The following is an 18,568-nucleotide window of genomic DNA, read 5'->3' as shown; positions in this document are numbered from 1 at the left end:
GCTAGTGCATGATGTCACGAGCGGACGGGCCGGGGTTGACATCAGTTGAGCTCGTCCAGCGTGAGGCGGAACGAGGGGACGAAGGTGGCGAGGAAGGTCTCCACGGCCGGGTCGCCCAGCTGCTCCAGCTCGTGGCGGATGGCCTGCTCGGCGCGCGCGAACTCCAGGTTGCCCGCCTTGGCCTCCTCGAGGCATTTCAGGTAGGCGCACAGCTTGTCGGCCTGCTTGACCAGGCGCCAGCTCGCGGCGTCAGGCTCCGCGGCGAAGAAGAGCGGGGCGTAGTCGGGCTCCAGATCGCTCGGGAGCATGCCCACGAGCCGCCGCCGCGCCACCGCCTCGATCCCCGCCAACGCCCCCTTGATGCTCGGGTTGAAGTACTTCACCGGCGTGGGCACGTCGCCGGTGATGACCTCCTCCGCGTCGTGGAAGACGGCCAGTAGGGCCGTGCGCGCCGGGTCGAACGCACCCCCGAAGCGCCGGTTGTTGATGACGGCGAGCCCGTGCGCGATCATGGCGACCTGCAACGAGTGCTCCTGCGTGTTCTCAGCCCGCGTGTTCCGCATGAGCCCCCACCGCTGGATGAACTTCAGGCGGGCGAGGTAAGCGAAGAAATGGCTGGTCACGCCCACCACCATATCCGTATGAAACAATCCATTGACGCACGCCGCGGCTCGTCATTAGGCTCAGCCAGTAGGAGGACATAAGTGAAGCGTCTCGCCCTCACCCTGCTCGGTCTCTTCGGGATACTGGTGGCCTCGTGCGCTCCGGCGCCGTCCATCGTCACGAACGTTCCCGTGACCCTCATCTCCGTGTCGACCCCCGCCGTCAAGGGCGACGTCGTCGTCCTCCAGGGCCGCTACTTCGGTGACGGCCGCACCGGCGGCGAGGCCGCCAACTACGTGCTCGTCGGCGCCAACGCCGAGGGCAAGGGCGGGCAGAAGGTCAGCGTCGTCGACTGGACCCCGACCCGCATCACCTTCGTGGCCCCCGAACTGGGCGGCAACGGCTGGGTGTTCGTCTACGCCGGCGGCGTCAGGAGCAACGGGCTCCCCACCAACCTCCCCTGACCCCATCCTCGCTTCCATGACCGCGGCGATTCCTCCGCTCGCCGCTCCACTCCGCAGGCGGGCCGCACCGACAGGCGCGGCCCGCCTCCTTCGTCCCGGCTCCAGGAGGGGCTCCGGCGGCGAGGTGTAGACTCCGGGACGATGAAGCTACAGGCCGTCAAAGGCACCCAAGACATCCTCCCCGAGCGGCAGCCAGCGTGGCGCGCGGTGGTGAGCGCCGCAGAGCGCGTCCTCGGCGGCGCCGGGGCGGGCAAGATATCCACCCCCGTCTTCGAGGCGAGCGAGGTGTTCGAGAAGTCGGTCGGCGACTCCGCCGACCTCGTCGTGCAGAAGGAGATGTACACCTTCGAGGACCGCGGCGGCCGCCGCCTGACGCTCAGGCCCGAGTTCACCGCCGGCGTCATGCGCGCGTTCATCGAGCACGGCATGCACACCCTGCCGCATCCGGTGAAGCTCTGGAGCGAGGGACCCCTGTTCCGCGCCGAGAACCCGCAACGGGGTCGCTTCCGCCAGTTCCATCAGGTCAACTACGAGGCGGTCGGCAACGACTCGCCGCTGGCCGACGCCGAGGCCATCGAGCTCCTCTACCGCACCCTCGCCGAATGCGGCCTCACGCGCCACAGGGTGAAACTCGGCTCCGTGGGCGACCCGTCCGACCGCCTCGCCTACAACGCCTACCTCAGGCGGGAGCTCGAGGGCGTGGCCGATCGGCTCTCCCCCGTGAGCCGGGAACGCCTGCGCCTGAACCCGCTGCGGGTCCTCGACAGCAAGGACGAGCGCGACCAGGCCGTCATCGCTCACCTCGATCGCCCCCTCGACCGCCTGGCGGGGCCGGCCCGCGAGCACCTGGAGCGGGTGGCCGGCTACCTGGGCGACTGGGAGGTGCCGTTCGATCTCGACCCGGCCATCGTGCGGGGCCTCGACTACTACCGCCGTACCGCCTTCGAGGTGCACTACCACGGCATCGGCGCGCAGTCGGCGCTCGGCGGCGGCGGACGCTACGACGGCCTGATCGAGCTGCTCGGCGGACCGCCCCTCCCCGCGACGGGGTGGGCCGTGGGCATCGAGCGGGTGCTCGACGCCCTCGAGCAGGAGGCGACCACCCCGACGCCCGCCGCGCGCCCGGACCTGTTCGTCGTGCCGCTGGACGACGCGGCAGTGGCGGAGGCGGCCGACGTCGCCACGCGCCTCAGGCGCGCCGGCCTCAGGGTCGAGTTCGCCTACCAACGCCGCAACCCTGGCAAGGGCCTCAAGGAGGCGGACCGCAGCGGCGCGCGCCACGCCGCCCTGCGCGGCGCCGACGAGCGGGGCCGCGGCGCCTGGCAGCTCAAGGACTTGACGACGGGTCAGCAGGCCGAGGTCACGACGGAAGGGCTGCGAGACGCCCTCGGCGCCGCGGCGGCGCCCCGATGATGGGCGGCCGCGCATGAGGCGGACGCACACCTGCGGCGAGCTGCGGGCGCCCGACGTCGGCGCGCGCGTCACGCTCCAGGGCTGGGTCAACCGCCGCCGCGACCTCGGCGGCCTGGTGTTCCTCGACCTCCGCGACCGCTACGGCCTGACCCAGGTGGTGGTCGAGCCGGGCGCCGCCGCCGCCTTCGAAGTGGCGGAGGGCATGAGGAACGAGTTCGTCGTCGAGGTCACGGGCGTCGTCAGGGCCCGCCCGGACGCGCAGCGCAACCCCCGCCTGGCCACCGGCGAGGTCGAGCTGGTCGCTTCTGCGCTCACGGTGCTCTCCCCCGCCCTCACGCCGCCGTTCGTTATCGACGGTAGCGGCGCCGAGGGGGAGGTGGGCGAGGAGCTGAGGCTCAAGTACCGCTACCTCGACCTGCGCCGCCCCGACGCGCTGGCCCCCCTGCTCCTGCGCCACCGCGCCACCAAGGCCATCTGGGACTTCCTCGACGCCCACGGCTTCGTTCAGGTCGAGACGCCCCTCCTGACCCTCTCCACGCCGGAGGGCGCGCGCGACTTCGTCGTGCCCGCCCGCCAGCGGCCGGGCGCCTTCTACGCCTTGCCGCAGTCGCCGCAGCTCTTCAAGCAGCTCCTCATGATGAGCGGGGTCGACCGCTACTTCCAGGTGGCGCGCTGCTTCCGCGACGAGGACCTGCGGGCCGACCGGCAGCCGGACTTCACGCAGCTGGACATGGAGATGTCGTTCGTTGACGAGGACGACGTGCTCGACCTCAACGAGCGCCTGATGGCGCACGTGGTCCGGGCCGCCACCGGCGCCGAGATCGTCACGCCGTTCCCGCGGCTCAGCTACCAGGAGGCCATGGACCGCTACGGCTCCGACAAGCCCGACGTGCGCTTCCCCTTCCCCCTCGCCGACGTGACCGAGGCGCTGTCTGGCAGCACGTTCCGCGGTTTCGCGGCGGCAGCGGCGCCGGGCGGCGCCGTGAAGGCGCTCGTCGTGCCCGCCCGCTACGCCGCCCCGCTCACCCGCAAGGCGTTGGCCGAGCTCGAGGAGCACGCCAAGGCGTTCGGGGCCAAGGGGCTGGCCTGGTTGCGGCGAGGAGGGGGCGGACTGAGCGGCCCCGTGGCCAAGTTCCTCTCGGAGACGGAGGCGGAGAGCCTCCACGCCCTTGCCGGCGAGGAAGGCGCCGTCATCCTGCTCGTTGCCGACGCCTGGAAGGCGGCGTGCACCGCCCTGGGCGCCGTGCGGCTACGCCTGCCCGCCGTCCTGGGGTTCGAGATCGACGAGGGGGAACTCGCCTTCCTCTGGGTGGTCGACTTCCCCCTCCTGGAACAGGACGCGGACAGCGGCGCCTGGACCTACATGCATCACCCGTTCACCCGCCCCCGGGAGGCCGACATGGACCGGCTGGAGAGCGACCCGGGCAGCGTGAGGGCCCACGCTTACGACCTCGTGCTGAACGGCTCGGAGATCGGCGGCGGCAGCCTCCGCATCCACCGCCTCGACGTGCAGAAGCGCATGTTCCGCGCGCTCGGCTTCACGGACGACGAGGCGCGGGCGCGCTTCGGCTTCTTCCTCGACGCCCTCGCGCACGGCGCGCCGCCGCATGGGGGCGTCGCCTGGGGCCTCGACCGACTCGTCATGCTCCTCTCCGGCGCGAAGAGCATCCGCGACACGATCGCGTTCCCCAAGAACCAGCGCGGCGCCGACCCGCTCACCGGCGCCCCCGGCCCCCTCGCCGCCGACCAGCTCGCCGAGCTCGGCCTGAGCGTCGCCAAGGGAGACCACCCGTGATACCGCTGGTCGTCCTCGACCTGGACGGCACCATCATCGGCGAGAGCGGGCGCGTCGAGGAGTGCGTGTGGGAGGCGGCGGAGCGCGCCACGGCGGCGGGCGTGAAGCTGGCGGTCTGCACGGGTCGCCCCGGCTTCGGGGTGGCGCAGCGCGTGGCGAAACGCCTGGGGCCCGACAACCCGCACGTGTTCCAGAGCGGCGCCTACCTCGGCTACCCCGACGGCCGCACGATAAAGGCCGTCGCGCTCAAGGACGACGACGTCCACGCCATCATCGAGCTGTCGCGCAAGCGCGGCGCCGTGCTCGAGCTCTACACCCCCAGCTCCCTCTACGTCGAGCGCACCACCGACCTGAGCGAGAAGCACGCCACCATGATCGGCGTCACGGCCATCGTCAGGGACCTCGAGGACGTGGCCGCCACCGAGCCGGTCGTGCGGGCCCAGTGGGTGCTGCCCGCGGGGCGCGCCGAGGCCATCCTCGAGCTGGCCCCCGCCGGCGTCAGCCTCTCGAACGCGGGCAGCCCGGCCCTGCCCGGCATCGCCTTCGTCTCCATAACGCGCGCGGGCGTCTCGAAAGCGAGCGCCGTCAGGCAGCTGGCCGAGCAGATGCGCGTCCCCTTGGCGGAGGTGATGGCCGTGGGCGACAGCCACGGTGACCTGCCGATGCTCGAGGTCGTCGGTCACCCCCGCGTCGTCGCCAACGCCGCGCCGGAACTCCTCGAACGCTTCCCGACGGTGGGCGACGTCGAGGAGTGCGGCGCCGTGGAGGCGCTCGTCGAGGCCATGGGCGCGCAGGGCGGCGGGATACACTCACCCGCATGAGGATCGTCACCATCGACGCGTTGCCCGCCCTGGTCGGCGAGCACGTGCAGGTCAACGGCTGGCTCACCGGCATCAGGTCGAGCGGGAAGATCGCCTTCCTGCAGCTCCGCGACGGCAGCGGCTTCGTGCAGGGCGTCCTCGCCCGCGGCGACGTCGACGACGCCACCTTCGAGCTGGCGCGCACGCTGCCGCAGGAGGCGGCCGTGATCGTGGAGGGCGAGGTGCGGGCCGACGCCCGCGCCAAGCAGGGCGTCGAGCTGGGTCTCAGCGCCGTGCGCCTGGTCGGCTCGAGCGGAGACTACCCCATCACCCCGAAGGAGCACGGGGTCGACTTCCTGTTCGAGCACCGCCACCTGTACCTGCGCCACAAGGCGCCCTGGGCCATCCTGCGCGTCCGCAACGAGGTCGAGCGGGGCGTGCACGACTTCTTCGGCGACCGCGGCTTCACGCGCTTCGACGCCCCCTTCTTCATGCCGACGGCCGTCGAGGGGACCACGAACCTCTTCGAGATCGACCTGTTCGACGAGGGTCACGCCTACCTGTCGCAGTCGGGCCAGCTCTACGCCGAGGCCGGCGCCATGGCGCTCGGCAAGGTCTACACGTTCGGCCCCACCTTCCGCGCCGAGAAGAGCAAGACGCGACGGCACCTGCTCGAGTTCTGGATGATCGAGCCGGAGGTCGCCTTCCTCGAGCACGATGGCAACATGCGGCTCCAGGAGGAGATGGTCGCCTACCTCGTCGGCCGGGTCCTCGACCGCTGCCGCGTGGAGCTCGACGTGCTTGGTCGCGACGTCGCGAAGCTGGAGCCGGCCGCGGCGGGCGGCTTCCCGCGCATCAGCTACGACGAGGCCCTGGCCTACCTGAACTCGCAAGGTGAGTCGCTCGCGTTCGGGGACGACTTCGGGGCGCCGCACGAGACGCTGCTCGGCGAGCGCTACGACCGCCCCGTGTTCGTCGACCGGTGGCCCACGAGCGCCAAGGCGTTCTACATGGAGCCGGTGCCGGGCGATCCGACGCGCGTGCTGGCGTCCGACCTCATCGGCCCGGAGGGCTACGGGGAGCTCATCGGCGGCTCGCAGCGCATCCACGACCTGGCGCTGCTCGAGCGGCGCATCGACGAGCACGGTCTGCCCCGCGAGGCGTTCGCCTGGTACCTAGACCTGCGGCGCTTCGGGAGCGTGCCGCACTCCGGTTTCGGGATGGGCCTCGAGCGCTTCCTGGCCTGGCTCACTGGCGCGCATCACCTCCGCGAGGTGATCCCGTTCCCGCGCATGCTCACCCGCATGTACCCCTGACGCAGGCGCCCCCACGTCTCGTCACAACCCGGTCGGCACCGCCACGTGGCCCAGCAGCGTGGCGGCCGGCCTGCCGTCACGCAGGAACCTGACGGCGGCCGCCCCGTTGGCCTCCGCCGTGGCCACGAGCGACCGCAGTATCGCAAGCTCCTGGGCGACGCTCACGGGAGCGGGCGCCGGGACCAGCATGTCGACGACCGCCACCTGGCGCCGCTCGAACGTCTCGACGAAGACGCGGGGGGTCGGCAGCTCCTCGGGCCACACGCCGGCGCGCACCAGCTCGGCGCGCAGGGCGCCTAAGACGGCAGCGAGCCGCTGCGACGCCCCGCGCGGCAGGGCGAGGTCGACGCGTTGGTTCCGCTCGAGGCCCGCCTCGTCGTGCAGCACCAAGCGCACGCCCTGCTCGCTCAGGTCGGGCTTGGCGGGCTCGCCGCCGAAGGTGGGCGGCGGGCTCGGGCGCCAACTGGGCGGCCTCAGCTGCGCGACGGCGGCCAAGAGTAGCAGCGCCCCCACGAGCGCCTGCGGCGTTGCGGCGGCCCTGAGCAGGCGCCGCCATAACGGCGGCCGCCAGAACGGCGGCCGCCAGACCGGCGGCCGCGCGAGCGGCGGCCGCGAGCGCGGCGCCCCGTCCGTCACGGCGCCTTGCCGATGACGCCGCCGCGCACGAGTTGGTCGACCGCCTCGGCGAAGCGGTCGGCCAGCCCGTCCGACGCCAGGTCGGCCGGGGAGAACTCGAACAGCACGCCGCGTCCCGCGGCGCCGCCGAGCACCTGCAGCGGGGCGCTCGCCAACGTCTCTGCCCGGTAGCCGCCGATGGCGAAGAGCCGCCCCGCCAACCCCTCGGCCACGCGCCGCCCCACGTCGAGGTCCGGCACCAGGCCGAGCAGCAGTTCGCGGCGCAGGGCGTCCGTGCCCGCCTGAGCGCCCGCGTCGCGGGCCGCCGCGGCCGCGTTCTCGCGCACCGCCGTCTCCAGCGACGCGACGTTGCCGGCGTCACCCAGGTAGTACGCCCGGAAGTCGCCGAGGTCGAGGTCGGCGGCGTGGAGGCTGACGAACAGGTCGGCCGTGGCGCCGATGCGCGAGCGCTCGGGCACCGACACGGGGGCGTCAGAGCGGCGCGTCAGGAGGACGCGCATGCCTCGTGCCTCCAGCGCGATGGCCAGGCGCTCGGCGAACGCCAGCGCCAGGGACGCCTCGCTCCCGAGCCCACCGCTGACGATGCCGGGGTCGGAGCCGCCGTGGCCCGGGTCGAGGATCACGAGCAGCTTGGCCGCGACGGGGCCGTCGGCGCGCGCGTCGAACGACACGTTCAGCTTGAAGCCGCGCCCGTCGGGCACCGCGTACACGTGGTAGGCGCCGCCCGGTCGGACCTGGACCCTGACCTCCACAGCTCCGGCCTTGGCCGTCGCGCTCGCCGCCGTGAGGCCGACCCCCTCGACGGGTGGCACGCGCGTCTCGATGTCGGTCCGCTCGAGGTAGATGTGCAGGGTGCCAACCGGCTCGTTGAAGAAGGTGGAGTAGCGCACCGGCGCCGACAGGGTGAGCTCGAGCCGCTCGCCGCCCGCCTCCCGCAGCTGCATCGCCGTGAGGCGCGCCCGCGGTTGCACGACCAACACGGTGTCCTCGGGCGCCAGGTAGGTCACGCTGGCGCCCAGCGCCTCGGCGACCACCTTGACGGGCAGGAACACCTCGCCTTCGTGGCGCACGGCCGGGCCGCCCGCCAAGGGCCGGCCGTCGAGCCAGACCGCGGCGGCCGGCGGCTGGGCGCCCGGGTCGACCAGACCGAGCTGCAGCACCCGCCCGCCGGCCTGGAGGGTGACGACGTCCCGGCCCGAGTCACCCACCAGGTCGGCGCCCAACGCCTGGGCGAGCGCCGGTCCCGGGGCGTAGCTGGTGCCCGCGATGAGGCTTGAAGTGTTGCCGGCGACCTCGCGGCCGTTCACCAGCAGCCGCGGCTCGGCGGAGGCCACCGTGGACAGCGCGACGAGCACCCAGGCGAGGAGCGCCCTCACCGCCTGCTACTCCGCGCCAGCTCGCGCGCCATCTCCCGCTCGGCGTCCTTCTTGGCGGCGTCCTCCCGCTTGTCGTGCAGCTTCTTGCCGCGCGCCAACGCCAGCTCGAGCTTGGCCCAGCCCCCCTTGAAGTAGAGCTTGAGCGGCACCAAGGTGAGGCCGCGCCGTTCGAGGCCGCGGGCGATCTCGTCGATCTCGTGGGCGTTGAGGAGCAGCCGCCTGCGCCGCGTCGGCTCGTGGTTGTTGTAGCTCGCCTCCTGGTAGATGGGGATGTTCATCCCCTCCACGAACACCTCGCCGCCCACCACGCGGGCGTACGCCTCGGCGATCGAGCCGCCGCCCTGCCGCAACGACTTCACCTCGCTGCCGGTCAGTTCCATCCCGGCCTCGAAGGTCTTGACGAGCTCGTAGTCGTGGGTGGCGCGGCGGTTGCGGAGCATGGCGGTCACCGCCGGCCATCTTATCCGCTGTGGCGGTGTGCGCCGCCCACCCCGGCGACGGCGGCCGTCCGTCGAGGGCCCCTAGTCGAGGAGCGCACCGACGTCGCGCGGGTCGACGTCCACCCCCAGCCTGGCGCCGGGATAGCGGCCGGGCACGAGCGCCAGGAGCGCCTCGAGCCGCACCTCGTCCGTGCCCCGCAGGAGGAGCTGGAAGTGGTACTGGCCCCGCACCCGCTCGACCGGGGCACTGGCGGGGCCGAGGACCTCGCCCTGCAGCGCTCCGCCCGTGAGCAACGCGTCGAGGGCGTGCTGCGCCGCGGCGAGGGCGCTCCCCCTGTCCCGCGCCGAGAACTGCAGCTTGGCCAGCCCCGCGTAGGGCGGGTAGCCGAACCGCTTGCGGCGCGCCAGCTGCCCCGCCAGCAGCAGCTCGAGCGCCGCTGCCGGGTCGGGCGCACCCAGGGCCCTCAACAGCTCGTGCTCTGGCGAGAACGTCTGCACCAGCACGAGCGGCTGCCTTCCCCCCGTCAGCTCGGCCAGCCGCAGGACGGTGCGGAGGACCTCCTCCTCGGCGCGGAAGTCGGCCGCCATGAGATGCGCGTCGAAGTGCGTGATGCCGATGAGCGACAGCTCGGGGAGCGGCGGGAGCGAGAGGAGCGCAAGCGTCCCGACGACCACCCCGGGGGCGCCGGCCAGGAGGGCCGTGACGTCGTCGCGGTGATCGCGGTCGTAGCGGTAGACGGGGAAACCGTCGAGGCTGCGGCGCACCTGCGCCGCCACCCACTCCGTGCCGGCGCCGCGCAGTGGGCCGACGTTCGTGCCGCCGCACGCCGGACAGGTGTCGGGCGGCCGCTCGGCGTGGCCGCACTGGTGGCAACGGAGGACCCCCTCGGCACGGTGGTAGCGGAGGGTCAGGTCGCAGTTGGGGCAGGGCGCCTGCCAGCCGCACTCTGGGCAGCCGAGAGCGCCCGAGTAGCCGCGGCGCGGGGCCAGGATGAGCGCCTGACGCTCGCGCTCCACCACCTGCTTGAGCGTGCGGGTCAGGTCGGGGTGGACGGGCCAGTTGCCGCCACCCGCGAGGTCGGCGACGTGGAGGCGCAGGCGGGGCAGCGGCAGGTGGCGCCGGGCCGCCGCCGCCACCTGCACCACGAGGTCGGGCCCGGCCACCACGTCGAGCAGCGTCAGGGGCACCGCCGCCAGCCGCGCCCGCAGCGTGGCCGCCTTCGACACGAGCGTGCGCGAGCCCGCCTGCAGCTTGTAGGCGCTGCTGGCGAAGTCGAGCACCACGACGCGTCCGAGGTTCTCCAGCGGGGCGAGCAGGGCGAGGTAGGTGCCCACCAACACCTGCGGCCTCCCCCGCTCCAGCTCGCGCCACAGCCGCACGCGTTGCCGGTCCGTTGCCTCGCCCGAGAGGAGGGAGACGGGCAGGGCGGTGGCCAGGTCGCTCGCGGCGGCGTCCGCCATGGCCGCCTCCGGCGCGAGCACGAGCACGCTCCGTCCGGCCGCCAGGTCGGCGCGCAGGCGCGGCAGCAGGGCGGCGAGGCGCGCCCGCCGCCTGGCGCCCACGACGGCGCCGTCCCCCTCGGGCGGCACCTGCTCGACCTTGATCGCGGGGAGCGCCTCGGGCGCCGGGTGGGGCAGCGGCGGGGCGGGCTCCTCCTGCGGGCGTTCGGCGTACGCGGCGTACCCCTTGGCGACCAGGGAGCGCACGGCGCTCGGGCTCACGTCCGCGTCGGCCGCGAGCGCCGCGGCGCTCTCCGCCTCGTCGAGTTCGAAGAGCCGCTCCAGCGCCGTGCGCTGGGCGAGGCGCCGCGCGCCCTCAAGCTCGTCGTCCGGGGGTCTGACCGGCACGAGGACGCGCCGCGTGAGCGCTCTCGGGCGCGCCCGCTCGTCGATCAGCCCCTGACGGCGCAGCTCCTCGAGCGCCTTGCCGGGAACGAGGGCGGCAGCGAACCAGGCGCCGCCTTCCGCCTCGCGCGGCGGCGGGTGGTCGAGCGCCGCGAGGAGGTCCTTGCCGCCCGGCGCGAGGCGCACCTCGTGGTCGAGCTCCTGCTGCAGTCCGGGCGGGTTGAGCGTGGCCAGGACCAGCCCGGCCGGCACCCCAGAGTGCCGCGCCAGGCTCGTCACCGTGGCGAGTGCCGCGTGATCGAGCCACACCTGGCCCTCGAGCGCGTGCAGGGCGTGCCTGAGCTCGACGCCGCGGCCGGCGTCGACGGTCCGCACGTCGCTCACCACCCCGATGCGCACCCCGGCCTGCCACGGGACGACGACGCGCCGCCCAGGGCCGGGCGGGTCGCCCTGCAGCGGCGGCAGGTAGGTGAGCGGCCCGATGGGCAGGGGCAGCAGCACGTCGATGGCGGCCGGCACGCGTCAGTCTAGCCTCGGCGCGCTCCAGGGATAGAATCGCGACGATGACGCCCGAGACGAGCGGTTACAAGGAGGCCGGCGTCGACCTCGCCGCCGCCGAGGAGACGATGAGGCGCATCGAGGGGGCGGTGGCCAGTACCTATACCCCCCAGGTGCTGCGCGGCCTCGGCGCCTTCGGCGGGCTCTTCGCCCTGCCGGCAGGCTACTCCGAGCCGGTCCTGGTCGCCTCCACCGACGGGGTGGGCACCAAGACCGTCGTGGCGGCCGCCCTGGGCCGGCATGCCCTCATCGGCAGCGACCTCGTCAACCACTGCGTCAACGACATCCTCGTGCAGGGGGCGACGCCGCTCTTCTTCCTCGACTACGTGGCCGCCTCGCGGCTCGAGCCCGCCGTGGTGGCCGAGGTCGTCACCGGGGTGGCGGACGCCTGCCGCGTGGCGGGCATGGCGCTCCTCGGCGGCGAGACGGCGGAGATGCCCGGCGTCTACCTGCCGGACCAGCTCGACGTTGCCGGCACGATCGTCGGCGTCGTCGAGCGCTCCGCGGTCGTGGACGGTTCCGGCGTGCGCGCCGGCGACGTGCTTCTCGCGTTCGAGTCGGGCGGCCTGCAGACGAACGGCTTCAGCCTCGCCCGGCACCTCCTGGCGGGACGGTACGCCGAGCCGCTGGCCGGCGACGAGCGGGGGCGCACGGTGGGCGAGGCCCTGCTCGCACCCCACCTCAGCTTCCTTCCGGCCGTGAGGCCGCTCCTCGGCGCGGGCCTGGTGAAGGCCATGGCGCACGTCACGGGTGGGGGCCTCCCCGGCAACCTGCCGCGCAGCCTGCCGCCCGGCCTCGGGGCCGAGGTCGCGCTTGGCAGCTGGCCGGTGCCGGCCGTGTTCACGGAGCTGGTGCGCGCGGGCCGGCTGCCCGAGGGCGAGGCGTTCGCGGCGCTCAACATGGGGGTCGGCTTCGTCCTGGTCGTGGCGGAGGGAGACGTGGCGGAGGTGCGGGAGCGCGTCGGGCCGGTGGCGGGCGTGCCAGCCCGCCTCCACGCCATCGGTCGCGTGCGCGAGGGCGCGGGCGTGGCGCTGATCGGGGCCTGAGCGGCCCCTGCGACAGGGCCGGAGAGCGCGCGAGCGCCTGCTTATCTCGGCCGACCGGAGCCGAGGCTGCCCCTAGGGCGTGTTCCGGCCGCGCGACATCATCGAGTCGACGAGGGTGGCGCGGACGTTGGCGGCGATGTCGAGCGTGGAGCGGACCTCGAGCGCGGGCAGCGAGACGGTGAAGACGGAGCCCTCGCCGAGCCTCGATTCGACCTCGACGGTGCCGCCGTGCTGCACGACGATCCACTTGACGATGGCCAGGCCGAGGCCGCTGCCGTTGCCGCGGGTGGAGCGGGCGCCGTCGACGCGGTAGAAGCGGTCGAAGAGGTGGGCGAGCGCTTCGGCCGGGATGCCGGCACCGTCGTCGAGGACCTCGAGGTGAACCTGCGTGCGCTCCGGCCGCACCGTCACCGTCACCTTCTTGGCGCCAGCGTTGATGGCGTTCTGCACGAGGTTGAGGAGCACCTGCTTGAGCCTGATGGCGTCCCCCATGACCTCGGCGAGCGGCGTGGTGGAGCGGATCTCGACGGTCGTGCCGCCGGAGACGGGGCCGACCTCCTTCTTGACCGCCTCCACCACCTCGACGAGGTTCATCGGCTCCAGGTGGACGGTGAAGCCGGCGTCGGCGCGGGCGAGCTCCAGCAGGTCGTTGACGAGCTTGGCCATGCGGTCGCTCTCCCGCTGGATCACCTCGAGCGAGTCGAGCTGGTCTTGGGTCGGGCTGGTGCGCCTCAGGAGGTAGCTGACGTGCCCGCCGATGGCCGTGACCGGGGTCCTGAGCTCGTGGCTGGCGTCGGCCGTGAAGCGACGCTGCGTCTCGAACGACTCCTGCAGCCTGTCGAGCATGTGGTTGATGGTCACGCCCAGGTCGCGGATCTCGTCGCGGTTGTTGGGCACGGGCACGCGCTGCGCCAGGTCGGACACCGACACCTGCGCCGCCGCGGCGGTCACGCGTTTGAGCGGCCCGAGCACGCGCTCCGACAGGAGCCAGACGCCGAGCGCGAACACGATGAAGGCGATGAGCACGGTGGCGATGAGGTCCTGCGCCAACTGGTCGAGCGTCTGCGCCACCAAGGAGGCGGGTATGCCCACGAGGAAGGCGGCCTGGACGCTGGGTCCGTTGCTGGTGAGCGTGATGGTGGCGAGGCGCCCGATCACGCGCACGGTCTCCCCCCTCACGGTCACGGTCTCGATCATCTGGCCGTCCTTGAGGAGCTGCTGCGCCGAGGCGTCGGACATGGACGCCACCAGGCTGCTGTTGAAGGCGTACGGCACGCCGGCCCGCAGCTCGGACGGCAGGTCGGGGACGCGTCCGGCCTGGCCGATCAGGAGGATCTGGTAGTAGGTGTCGCTCGGCAGCTTCTGGAGCCCCTGCGCGATGGTGGAGGTGCCGCTGGTGAGCTCCGCCAGCGCGCGCTCGGCCTGGTCGGTGACGCCGACGCTCAACGACCGCTCCGTCAGCACGTACACGGAGACCGCCACGGCCGAGAGGATGACGGCGATGAACGCCCCGAAGACGAGCGTCAGTTGCAGGCGCAGGCGCACGTCGCTACCGCCCTCCGCTCACTCCTCGCGCAGCACGTAGCCGACGCCGCGCACGGTGTGAACGAGGCGGCGCTCGCCCTCCTGCTCCAGCTTGCGCCTCAGGTAGCCGACGTAGACGTCGACGACGTTGCTGCCGCCCGTGTACTCCGGCCACACCTTCTCCTCGATCTCGAAGCGGTTGAAGACCTTGCCCGGGTTGCGGGCGAACAGCTCGAGGAGCTCGAACTCCTTGGCGGAGAGCTCGATCCTGCGGCCGTCGCGGAACACCTCGCGACCGTCGAGGTTCATGACGAGGTCGACGACCCGCACCTCGCCGGTCACGGCCGGGTTCACGCGCCTCAGGTGGGCGCGCACGCGCGCGAGGAGTTCCTCGATCGAGAACGGCTTGACGAGGTAGTCGTCGGCGCCGGAGTCGAGGCCCGTCACCTTGTCGTCGACGGAGTCCTTCGCCGTCAGGATGATGATGGGGGTGTTGCTCGTCTTGCGGATGCGCCTCGCGACCTCGAGGCCGTCGAGCACGGGCAGCATCAGGTCGAGGACCACCAGGTCGGGGTTGAGTTCGCGGAACTTCGACAGGCCGGTCACCCCGTCGTACGTCACGACCGTCTCGTAGCTCTCGGCCTGCAGCTCGAGATCGATGAACTTGGCGATCTCCTTCTCGTCCTCGACGATCAAGATCAGCGGTTTGCGTTCCATGCCGGGGATCATGTCACGGGCTCTCATGAGAGACTTGATGGCCGGGTGAAACGCGCATTAGAGGTGGTGGAGCAGGCAGCGGGGCGGCTTTCACGGCGCGCCGCTGGTCACGGCGCGCCGATGGTCACGGTCGCTTGGACGACCACCTCACGCTCCAGGACGCTGCCGGCCCACGCCCTGGCTCCCGGCAGCGAGTGGTCGCGCCAGTTGCCGCAGGTGCGGCGGTCGCAGCCCGGGACCGGTCCCTCGTGCCCTGCCACGGCGCCGAGCGCGGTCACGAACGCGTCGCGCACGCTCTCCTCCGTCGGCTCCCCCAGCACCGTCAGGTAGAAGCCGGTGCGGCAGCCCATCGGGCTGGCGTCGACGATGGTCACGTCAGACAAGGCCGCGCGCAGGTAGCCGGCGAGGAGGTGCTCGATGGTGTGCAGCGCGGCGGTCGGGATCTCGGCCTCGTTGGGCTGCACGAGGCGCAGATCGAACTTCGTGATCACGTCGCCGCGCGCCCCGACGTGCCGGGCCGCGAGCCGCACGTAGGGGGCGCGAACGCGGTCGTGATCGAGTTCGAAGCTCTCGAGCCTTGGTGCTGTTCCGTCGCTCATCCCCGGAGTATAGGGCGAGCGGCGACCGCTTACGGGTAGACTTGCCGACGTGCCGCTGGACGCCGCGCGTCCGGGCAGTATCTTGCTTCGGGAAGGTCCGGTATCGACCATGGTGGAGAGAGACAGCAGCGGACGGCCAACCAAGCCGAAGGAGCGCGCCGACCAGGGCGGGCAGCGCCGGGGCGGTGGCCGCCCCTCCCTGCCGGGGGAACGCGTGGCCATCTTCATCGACGGCAGCAACCTCTACAACGGCATGCGCGAGAACCTGCGCAACACCAGGGTGAACCTCGCCGAGCTCATCTCGCAGCTCCTGAGGGAGCGTCCGCTCTTCCGCACCTACTACTACAACGCCCCACTCACGGAGGATTACGACGAGGAGCTGCGCGAGGGGCAGGCGCGCTTCTTCGACTCCCTCAGACGCATCCCGTACGTCACGGTGCGCTTCGGCAAGCTGCACCGCCGACCCGACGGGGCCATGGTCGAGAAGGGCATCGACGTCGCCATCGCCGTCGAGGCTCTGTCGCTCGCCCACCAGGACGCCTACGACACGGCGCTGCTCGTGTCGGGCGACGGTGATTACGTCGAGCTCGTGGAGGCCATCAAGCGGCTCGGGAAGCACGTCGAGTGCGCCATGTTCCGCAACCAGTCGGCGGGCACGCTGCTCGAGCACGTCGACGTCTACCAGAACCTCGACGAGCTCGACTGGAGCCGCATCGTCTTCTGACGCCCGCGGGCCGTCACGCGCGCGCGATCGCAGGCCGCCCGTGTCTCAAAGCTGGGTTAAGGCCGGACGCGAGGCGACCGGTCACGGCCACACCCCATCTGGTATCCTCCAGGCGCTACACCATGTCGTTGGTGACGGCGCGGGCGGCCGCAGCGGGCGGCGTCCTAGCCGGGGCCGCGAAGCACTCAACGGGAGGAAGACCACACACATGCGCAGACTGATCGTCTTACTCGCAGCTCTCCTCATCACGGGCGCCATGGCCCAGGACTACGTCCTCGGCATCGTCTACGACGCGGGCGGCAAGTTCGACCGCTCGTTCAACGAGGGCACCTGGCGCGGCGTCGTGCGCGCCCAGGACGACCTGAAGGCCGACGGCTACGAGGTCGAGCTCATCGAGTTCGAGGGTAGCCCCGACACGTTCGCCGAGGGGCAGCGCCGCATCGCGCTCGAGGGCGCCGAGCTCATCGTGGCCCCGGGCTTCAGCCAGGCCGACGCCATCACCAGCAACGCCGCGGACTTCCCCCGCACCTCGTGGGTCATCATCGACGCCGTGTCCGAGGGCGAGAACGTGCGCAGCATCCTGTTCAAGGAGCAGGAGGGGTCGTTCCTCGTCGGCTACATCGCCGGTTCGCTCACCCGCACGGGCGTCGTCGGCTTCGTGGGCGGCATGGACATCCCGCTCATCCACGCCTTCGACCTCGGCTACCAGGAGGGCGTGAAGGCCGCCTGTGCCGACTGCAAGATCATCTCCAACTACGTCGGCGTGACGCCCGACGCCTGGAACGACCCGGCTCGCGCCAAGGAGCTCGCCAGCACGCAGAACGCCCAGGGCGCCGACATCATCTACGCCGCCGCCGGCGCGTCCGGCAACGGCGTCATCGACTACGTGACGGAGAAGCAGTGCTTCGTGCCGAGCGGCGCGACGCGCGCCACCCCCATCGACGCTCAGCTCGAGCAGATCGCCAAGCCGGCCGGCTACGACGAGAAGTGCGGCGGCGCCGCCAAGCCGATCTTCTTCATCGGCGTCGACAGCAACCAGAACCCGTTCGGTGACACCGACGGCGATCCCGCCACCCTCAACTTCGGCCTGACGAGCATGCTGAAGCGCGTGGACGTGGCCTCTTACAACTCCGTTATGGACGTCGTGAACGGCACCTTCACGCCGGGCGTCGTCAACCTCGGCCTGGCAGAGGACGGCGTCGACTACGCCCTCGACGAGTACAACTCCGCCCTCATCCCCGAGGCGGTCGTGGCCGCCGTCAACCAGGCCAAGCAGGACATCATCGACGGCAAGATCGTCGTCACCGACTACCGCCTGCAGTAACCACGGCGCGTGCCGGTTCGGCGCGGGGTCCCGGACGTCCGGGACCCCGCGCTTCCATGTGGGGGGCGCCGGTCTGTTATCTTGGTGGGTGCTGTGTGGGCGGTCTGGCCGCGACGCGCGCACGGCGCCGGCCGTCCTGGCGCCCCGCGAGGGGCGCGCCACAGGCACCGGCGCGCACGCGCATCGAGGAAAGTCCGGGCACCGTAGGGCAGGGTGCCAGCTAACGGCTGGGCGCGTAAGGCGACGGCAAGTGCAACAGAGAGCAGACCGCGGGCGCCCGCCAGGTGGCGGGGGCACGTAAGGGTGAAAGGGTGCGGTAAGAGCGCACCAGTGCCCCTGGTAACAGGGGCAGCTAGGTAAACCCCACCCGGTGCAAGGTCCGATAGGGAGAGAGAGCCTGCCCGGCTCGTCAACATCTCCGGGTTGACCGCTAGAGGCGCGCGGCGACGCGCGTCCGAGATAGATGGCCAGACGTCCTCCCTCGCGGGAGGGCCGACAGAACCCGGCTTACCAGCCCACCAGCGTGCGGCCCCGCAAGGGGCCGCACCCATTGCTACCTCCAGACACCCTTGGCGCCGGGCCACCGGTGAGGCCAACTCCGGTGAGGCCGACTCTGGTGAGGCCCGTCAGGGTGGCGCGCCCTGCCGCGGGACACGGCCCACCGAGGTTCGGCCGGCGGTACACGGCCGGTGGGGCGCCGCCCGGGCATGCTCGGGCCACGCCAAGCGCGAGTGGGAGAGTTCGCACACATCAGGCCGATCCTGAAGCGCCAGTGGGAAATCGTGGGAGAGTGTGGTAGAGTCTGACATCCCGCGGGTGGGGCGTGGCGAGCGCGTGCAGCACGGTGCGAACGTCACGGCGAGACGGACGGTGGACAGGTCTCGCGCCCCGCCACCCCAGCACTAGGAGTCCGACTTCCATGCCGTTCGGGGAGTACCAGTACAACGTCGACGACAAGGGGCGCGTCATCATCCCGCCCCCCTTCCGCGACTTCGTGGCAGACGGCATGATCGTCACCCGCGGCCTCGACGACTGCCTGTTCGTGTTCCCGCTCACGGCCTGGGAGCGCATCGAGCAGCACCTCACCGCGCTCCCCCTCACCGACCCCGACTCCCGCAAGTTCGTGCGCTTCTTCTACTCGGGCGCCGCCAAGGCGAAGCTCGACTCCGCCGGCCGGATCACCCTCCCCCCGCCCCTGCGCAACTACGCCCGCGCGGACGGCAACGTCGTGGTCGTCGGCGCGCCCAACCGCCTTGAGATCTGGAACGAGGCGCTCTGGCTGGACAACCTGGGCGACGTGCAGTCGAACCCGCCCGCGCCCGAGCTTCTCCGGGAGCTGATCGGGTGACGCACGTGGGCGAACACCCCACGTCCGTCGGCGCGGCCCC

Annotated in this window: 17 protein-coding genes and 1 other RNA gene; 10 read left to right on the top strand and 8 right to left on the bottom strand. The window is 72.1% G+C overall.

Features of this window, described 5'->3' with window-relative positions; translation table 11 throughout:
* Positions 1–41: 41 nt before the first annotated feature.
* Entirely contained in the window at positions 42–635 is a 594-nt protein-coding gene (gene yfbR / locus H3C53_05830; protein MBW7916188.1) for a 5'-deoxynucleotidase, read from the bottom strand.
* A gap of 69 nt (positions 636–704) precedes the next feature.
* Here yfbR and H3C53_05825 point away from each other — a divergent pair, with 69 nt between their 5' ends.
* The 5 genes from H3C53_05825 to asnS all read left to right on the top strand — a co-directional run bounded on the left by H3C53_05825 (position 705) and on the right by asnS (position 6,391).
* Complete coding sequence (locus H3C53_05825) at positions 705–1,067, top strand: cell surface protein (protein ID MBW7916187.1); 363 nt, start codon at positions 705–707, stop codon at positions 1,065–1,067.
* 141 nt (positions 1,068–1,208) lie between these two features.
* Positions 1,209–2,480 (top strand): histidine--tRNA ligase, encoded by a 1,272-nt coding sequence (locus tag H3C53_05820; GenBank protein ID MBW7916186.1) that lies wholly within the window; start codon positions 1,209–1,211, stop codon positions 2,478–2,480.
* A gap of 13 nt (positions 2,481–2,493) precedes the next feature.
* Complete coding sequence (gene aspS, locus H3C53_05815; protein ID MBW7916185.1) at positions 2,494–4,275, top strand: aspartate--tRNA ligase; 1,782 nt, start codon at positions 2,494–2,496, stop codon at positions 4,273–4,275.
* Complete coding sequence (locus tag H3C53_05810; protein MBW7916184.1) at positions 4,272–5,096, top strand: HAD family phosphatase; 825 nt, start codon at positions 4,272–4,274, stop codon at positions 5,094–5,096. Before aspS ends, H3C53_05810 begins: the two co-directional genes overlap by 4 nt.
* On the top strand, positions 5,093–6,391 hold the full coding sequence (gene asnS, locus H3C53_05805) for an asparagine--tRNA ligase (protein ID MBW7916183.1): 1,299 nt from the start codon (positions 5,093–5,095) through the stop codon (positions 6,389–6,391). The genes H3C53_05810 and asnS overlap by 4 nt, the downstream gene beginning before the upstream one ends.
* 21 nt (positions 6,392–6,412) lie before the next feature.
* On the opposite strand, the gene H3C53_05800 is transcribed toward asnS, so the two are convergent.
* From H3C53_05800 to H3C53_05785, 4 genes are all read right to left on the bottom strand, one after another.
* On the bottom strand, positions 6,413–7,027 hold the full coding sequence (locus H3C53_05800; GenBank protein MBW7916182.1) for a hypothetical protein: 615 nt from the start codon (positions 7,025–7,027) through the stop codon (positions 6,413–6,415).
* Positions 7,024–8,403: an N-acetylmuramoyl-L-alanine amidase gene (locus tag H3C53_05795; protein MBW7916181.1), complete on the bottom strand. Its 1,380-nt coding sequence runs from the start codon at positions 8,401–8,403 to the stop codon at positions 7,024–7,026. The genes H3C53_05800 and H3C53_05795 overlap by 4 nt, the downstream gene beginning before the upstream one ends.
* Positions 8,400–8,843 carry an SsrA-binding protein SmpB gene (gene smpB / locus H3C53_05790; GenBank protein ID MBW7916180.1) on the bottom strand — a complete coding sequence of 148 codons (444 nt, stop codon included), beginning with the start codon at positions 8,841–8,843 and terminating at the stop codon, positions 8,400–8,402. Before smpB ends, H3C53_05795 begins: the two co-directional genes overlap by 4 nt.
* Before the next feature lie 81 nt (positions 8,844–8,924).
* Positions 8,925–11,207 (bottom strand): primosomal protein N', encoded by a 2,283-nt coding sequence (locus H3C53_05785; GenBank protein ID MBW7916179.1) that lies wholly within the window; start codon positions 11,205–11,207, stop codon positions 8,925–8,927.
* Between the two features lie 44 nt (positions 11,208–11,251).
* Here H3C53_05785 and H3C53_05780 point away from each other — a divergent pair, with 44 nt between their 5' ends.
* Positions 11,252–12,292, top strand: coding sequence for a phosphoribosylformylglycinamidine cyclo-ligase (locus H3C53_05780; GenBank protein ID MBW7916178.1), 1,041 nt, complete (start codon positions 11,252–11,254; stop codon positions 12,290–12,292).
* Positions 12,293–12,364: 72 nt separating this feature from the next.
* Here the strand turns inward: H3C53_05780 and H3C53_05775 are convergent, their stop codons facing one another.
* From H3C53_05775 to H3C53_05765, 3 genes are all read right to left on the bottom strand, one after another.
* A complete protein-coding gene (locus H3C53_05775) occupies positions 12,365–13,837 on the bottom strand; it encodes a HAMP domain-containing histidine kinase (protein MBW7916177.1) in 1,473 nt (490 codons plus the stop codon).
* Between the two features lie 18 nt (positions 13,838–13,855).
* On the bottom strand, positions 13,856–14,533 hold the full coding sequence (locus tag H3C53_05770; GenBank protein MBW7916176.1) for a response regulator transcription factor: 678 nt from the start codon (positions 14,531–14,533) through the stop codon (positions 13,856–13,858).
* 107 nt (positions 14,534–14,640) lie between these two features.
* A complete protein-coding gene (locus H3C53_05765) occupies positions 14,641–15,132 on the bottom strand; it encodes an S-ribosylhomocysteine lyase (GenBank protein ID MBW7916175.1) in 492 nt (163 codons plus the stop codon).
* 109 nt (positions 15,133–15,241) lie between these two features.
* On the opposite strand from H3C53_05765, the gene H3C53_05760 reads away from it, so the two are divergent.
* The 4 genes from H3C53_05760 to mraZ all read left to right on the top strand — a co-directional run bounded on the left by H3C53_05760 (position 15,242) and on the right by mraZ (position 18,528).
* Complete coding sequence (locus H3C53_05760) at positions 15,242–15,856, top strand: NYN domain-containing protein (GenBank protein MBW7916174.1); 615 nt, start codon at positions 15,242–15,244, stop codon at positions 15,854–15,856.
* Between the two features lie 208 nt (positions 15,857–16,064).
* Positions 16,065–17,180, top strand: coding sequence for a BMP family ABC transporter substrate-binding protein (locus tag H3C53_05755; GenBank protein MBW7916173.1), 1,116 nt, complete (start codon positions 16,065–16,067; stop codon positions 17,178–17,180).
* Positions 17,181–17,272: 92 nt separating this feature from the next.
* An RNA gene (gene rnpB / locus H3C53_05750) (RNase P RNA component class A) lies at positions 17,273–17,705 on the top strand.
* A gap of 394 nt (positions 17,706–18,099) precedes the next feature.
* Entirely contained in the window at positions 18,100–18,528 is a 429-nt protein-coding gene (gene mraZ, locus H3C53_05745; protein ID MBW7916172.1) for a division/cell wall cluster transcriptional repressor MraZ, read from the top strand.
* The last annotated feature ends 40 nt before the right edge of the window (positions 18,529–18,568 follow it).

The sequence above is a fragment of the Trueperaceae bacterium genome (assembly GCA_019454765.1).
In the GTDB taxonomy this organism is placed as follows: domain Bacteria; phylum Deinococcota; class Deinococci; order Deinococcales; family Trueperaceae; genus JAAYYF01.
Note: the sequence above shows the minus strand (reverse complement) of the source record. Positions and strands in the feature narration are given on the sequence as shown.

Bases quoted from the DNA above. Each gene is read 5' to 3' on its own strand.
- H3C53_05780 (MBW7916178.1), top strand. From the start codon at position 11,252: ATGACGCCCGAGACGAGCGGTTACAAGGAGGCCGGCGTCGACCTCGCC.
- mraZ (MBW7916172.1), top strand. From the start codon at position 18,100: ATGCCGTTCGGGGAGTACCAGTACAACGTCGACGACAAGGGGCGCGTC.
- aspS (MBW7916185.1), top strand. From the start codon at position 2,494: ATGAGGCGGACGCACACCTGCGGCGAGCTGCGGGCGCCCGACGTCGGC.
- H3C53_05765 (MBW7916175.1), bottom strand. From the start codon at position 15,132: ATGAGCGACGGAACAGCACCAAGGCTCGAGAGCTTCGAACTCGATCAC.
- H3C53_05755 (MBW7916173.1), top strand. From the start codon at position 16,065: ATGCGCAGACTGATCGTCTTACTCGCAGCTCTCCTCATCACGGGCGCC.
- H3C53_05770 (MBW7916176.1), bottom strand. From the start codon at position 14,533: ATGGAACGCAAACCGCTGATCTTGATCGTCGAGGACGAGAAGGAGATC.
- H3C53_05820 (MBW7916186.1), top strand. From the start codon at position 1,209: ATGAAGCTACAGGCCGTCAAAGGCACCCAAGACATCCTCCCCGAGCGG.
- yfbR (MBW7916188.1), bottom strand. From the start codon at position 635: ATGGTGGTGGGCGTGACCAGCCATTTCTTCGCTTACCTCGCCCGCCTG.
- asnS (MBW7916183.1), top strand. From the start codon at position 5,093: ATGAGGATCGTCACCATCGACGCGTTGCCCGCCCTGGTCGGCGAGCAC.
- smpB (MBW7916180.1), bottom strand. From the start codon at position 8,843: ATGCTCCGCAACCGCCGCGCCACCCACGACTACGAGCTCGTCAAGACC.
- H3C53_05760 (MBW7916174.1), top strand. From the start codon at position 15,242: ATGGTGGAGAGAGACAGCAGCGGACGGCCAACCAAGCCGAAGGAGCGC.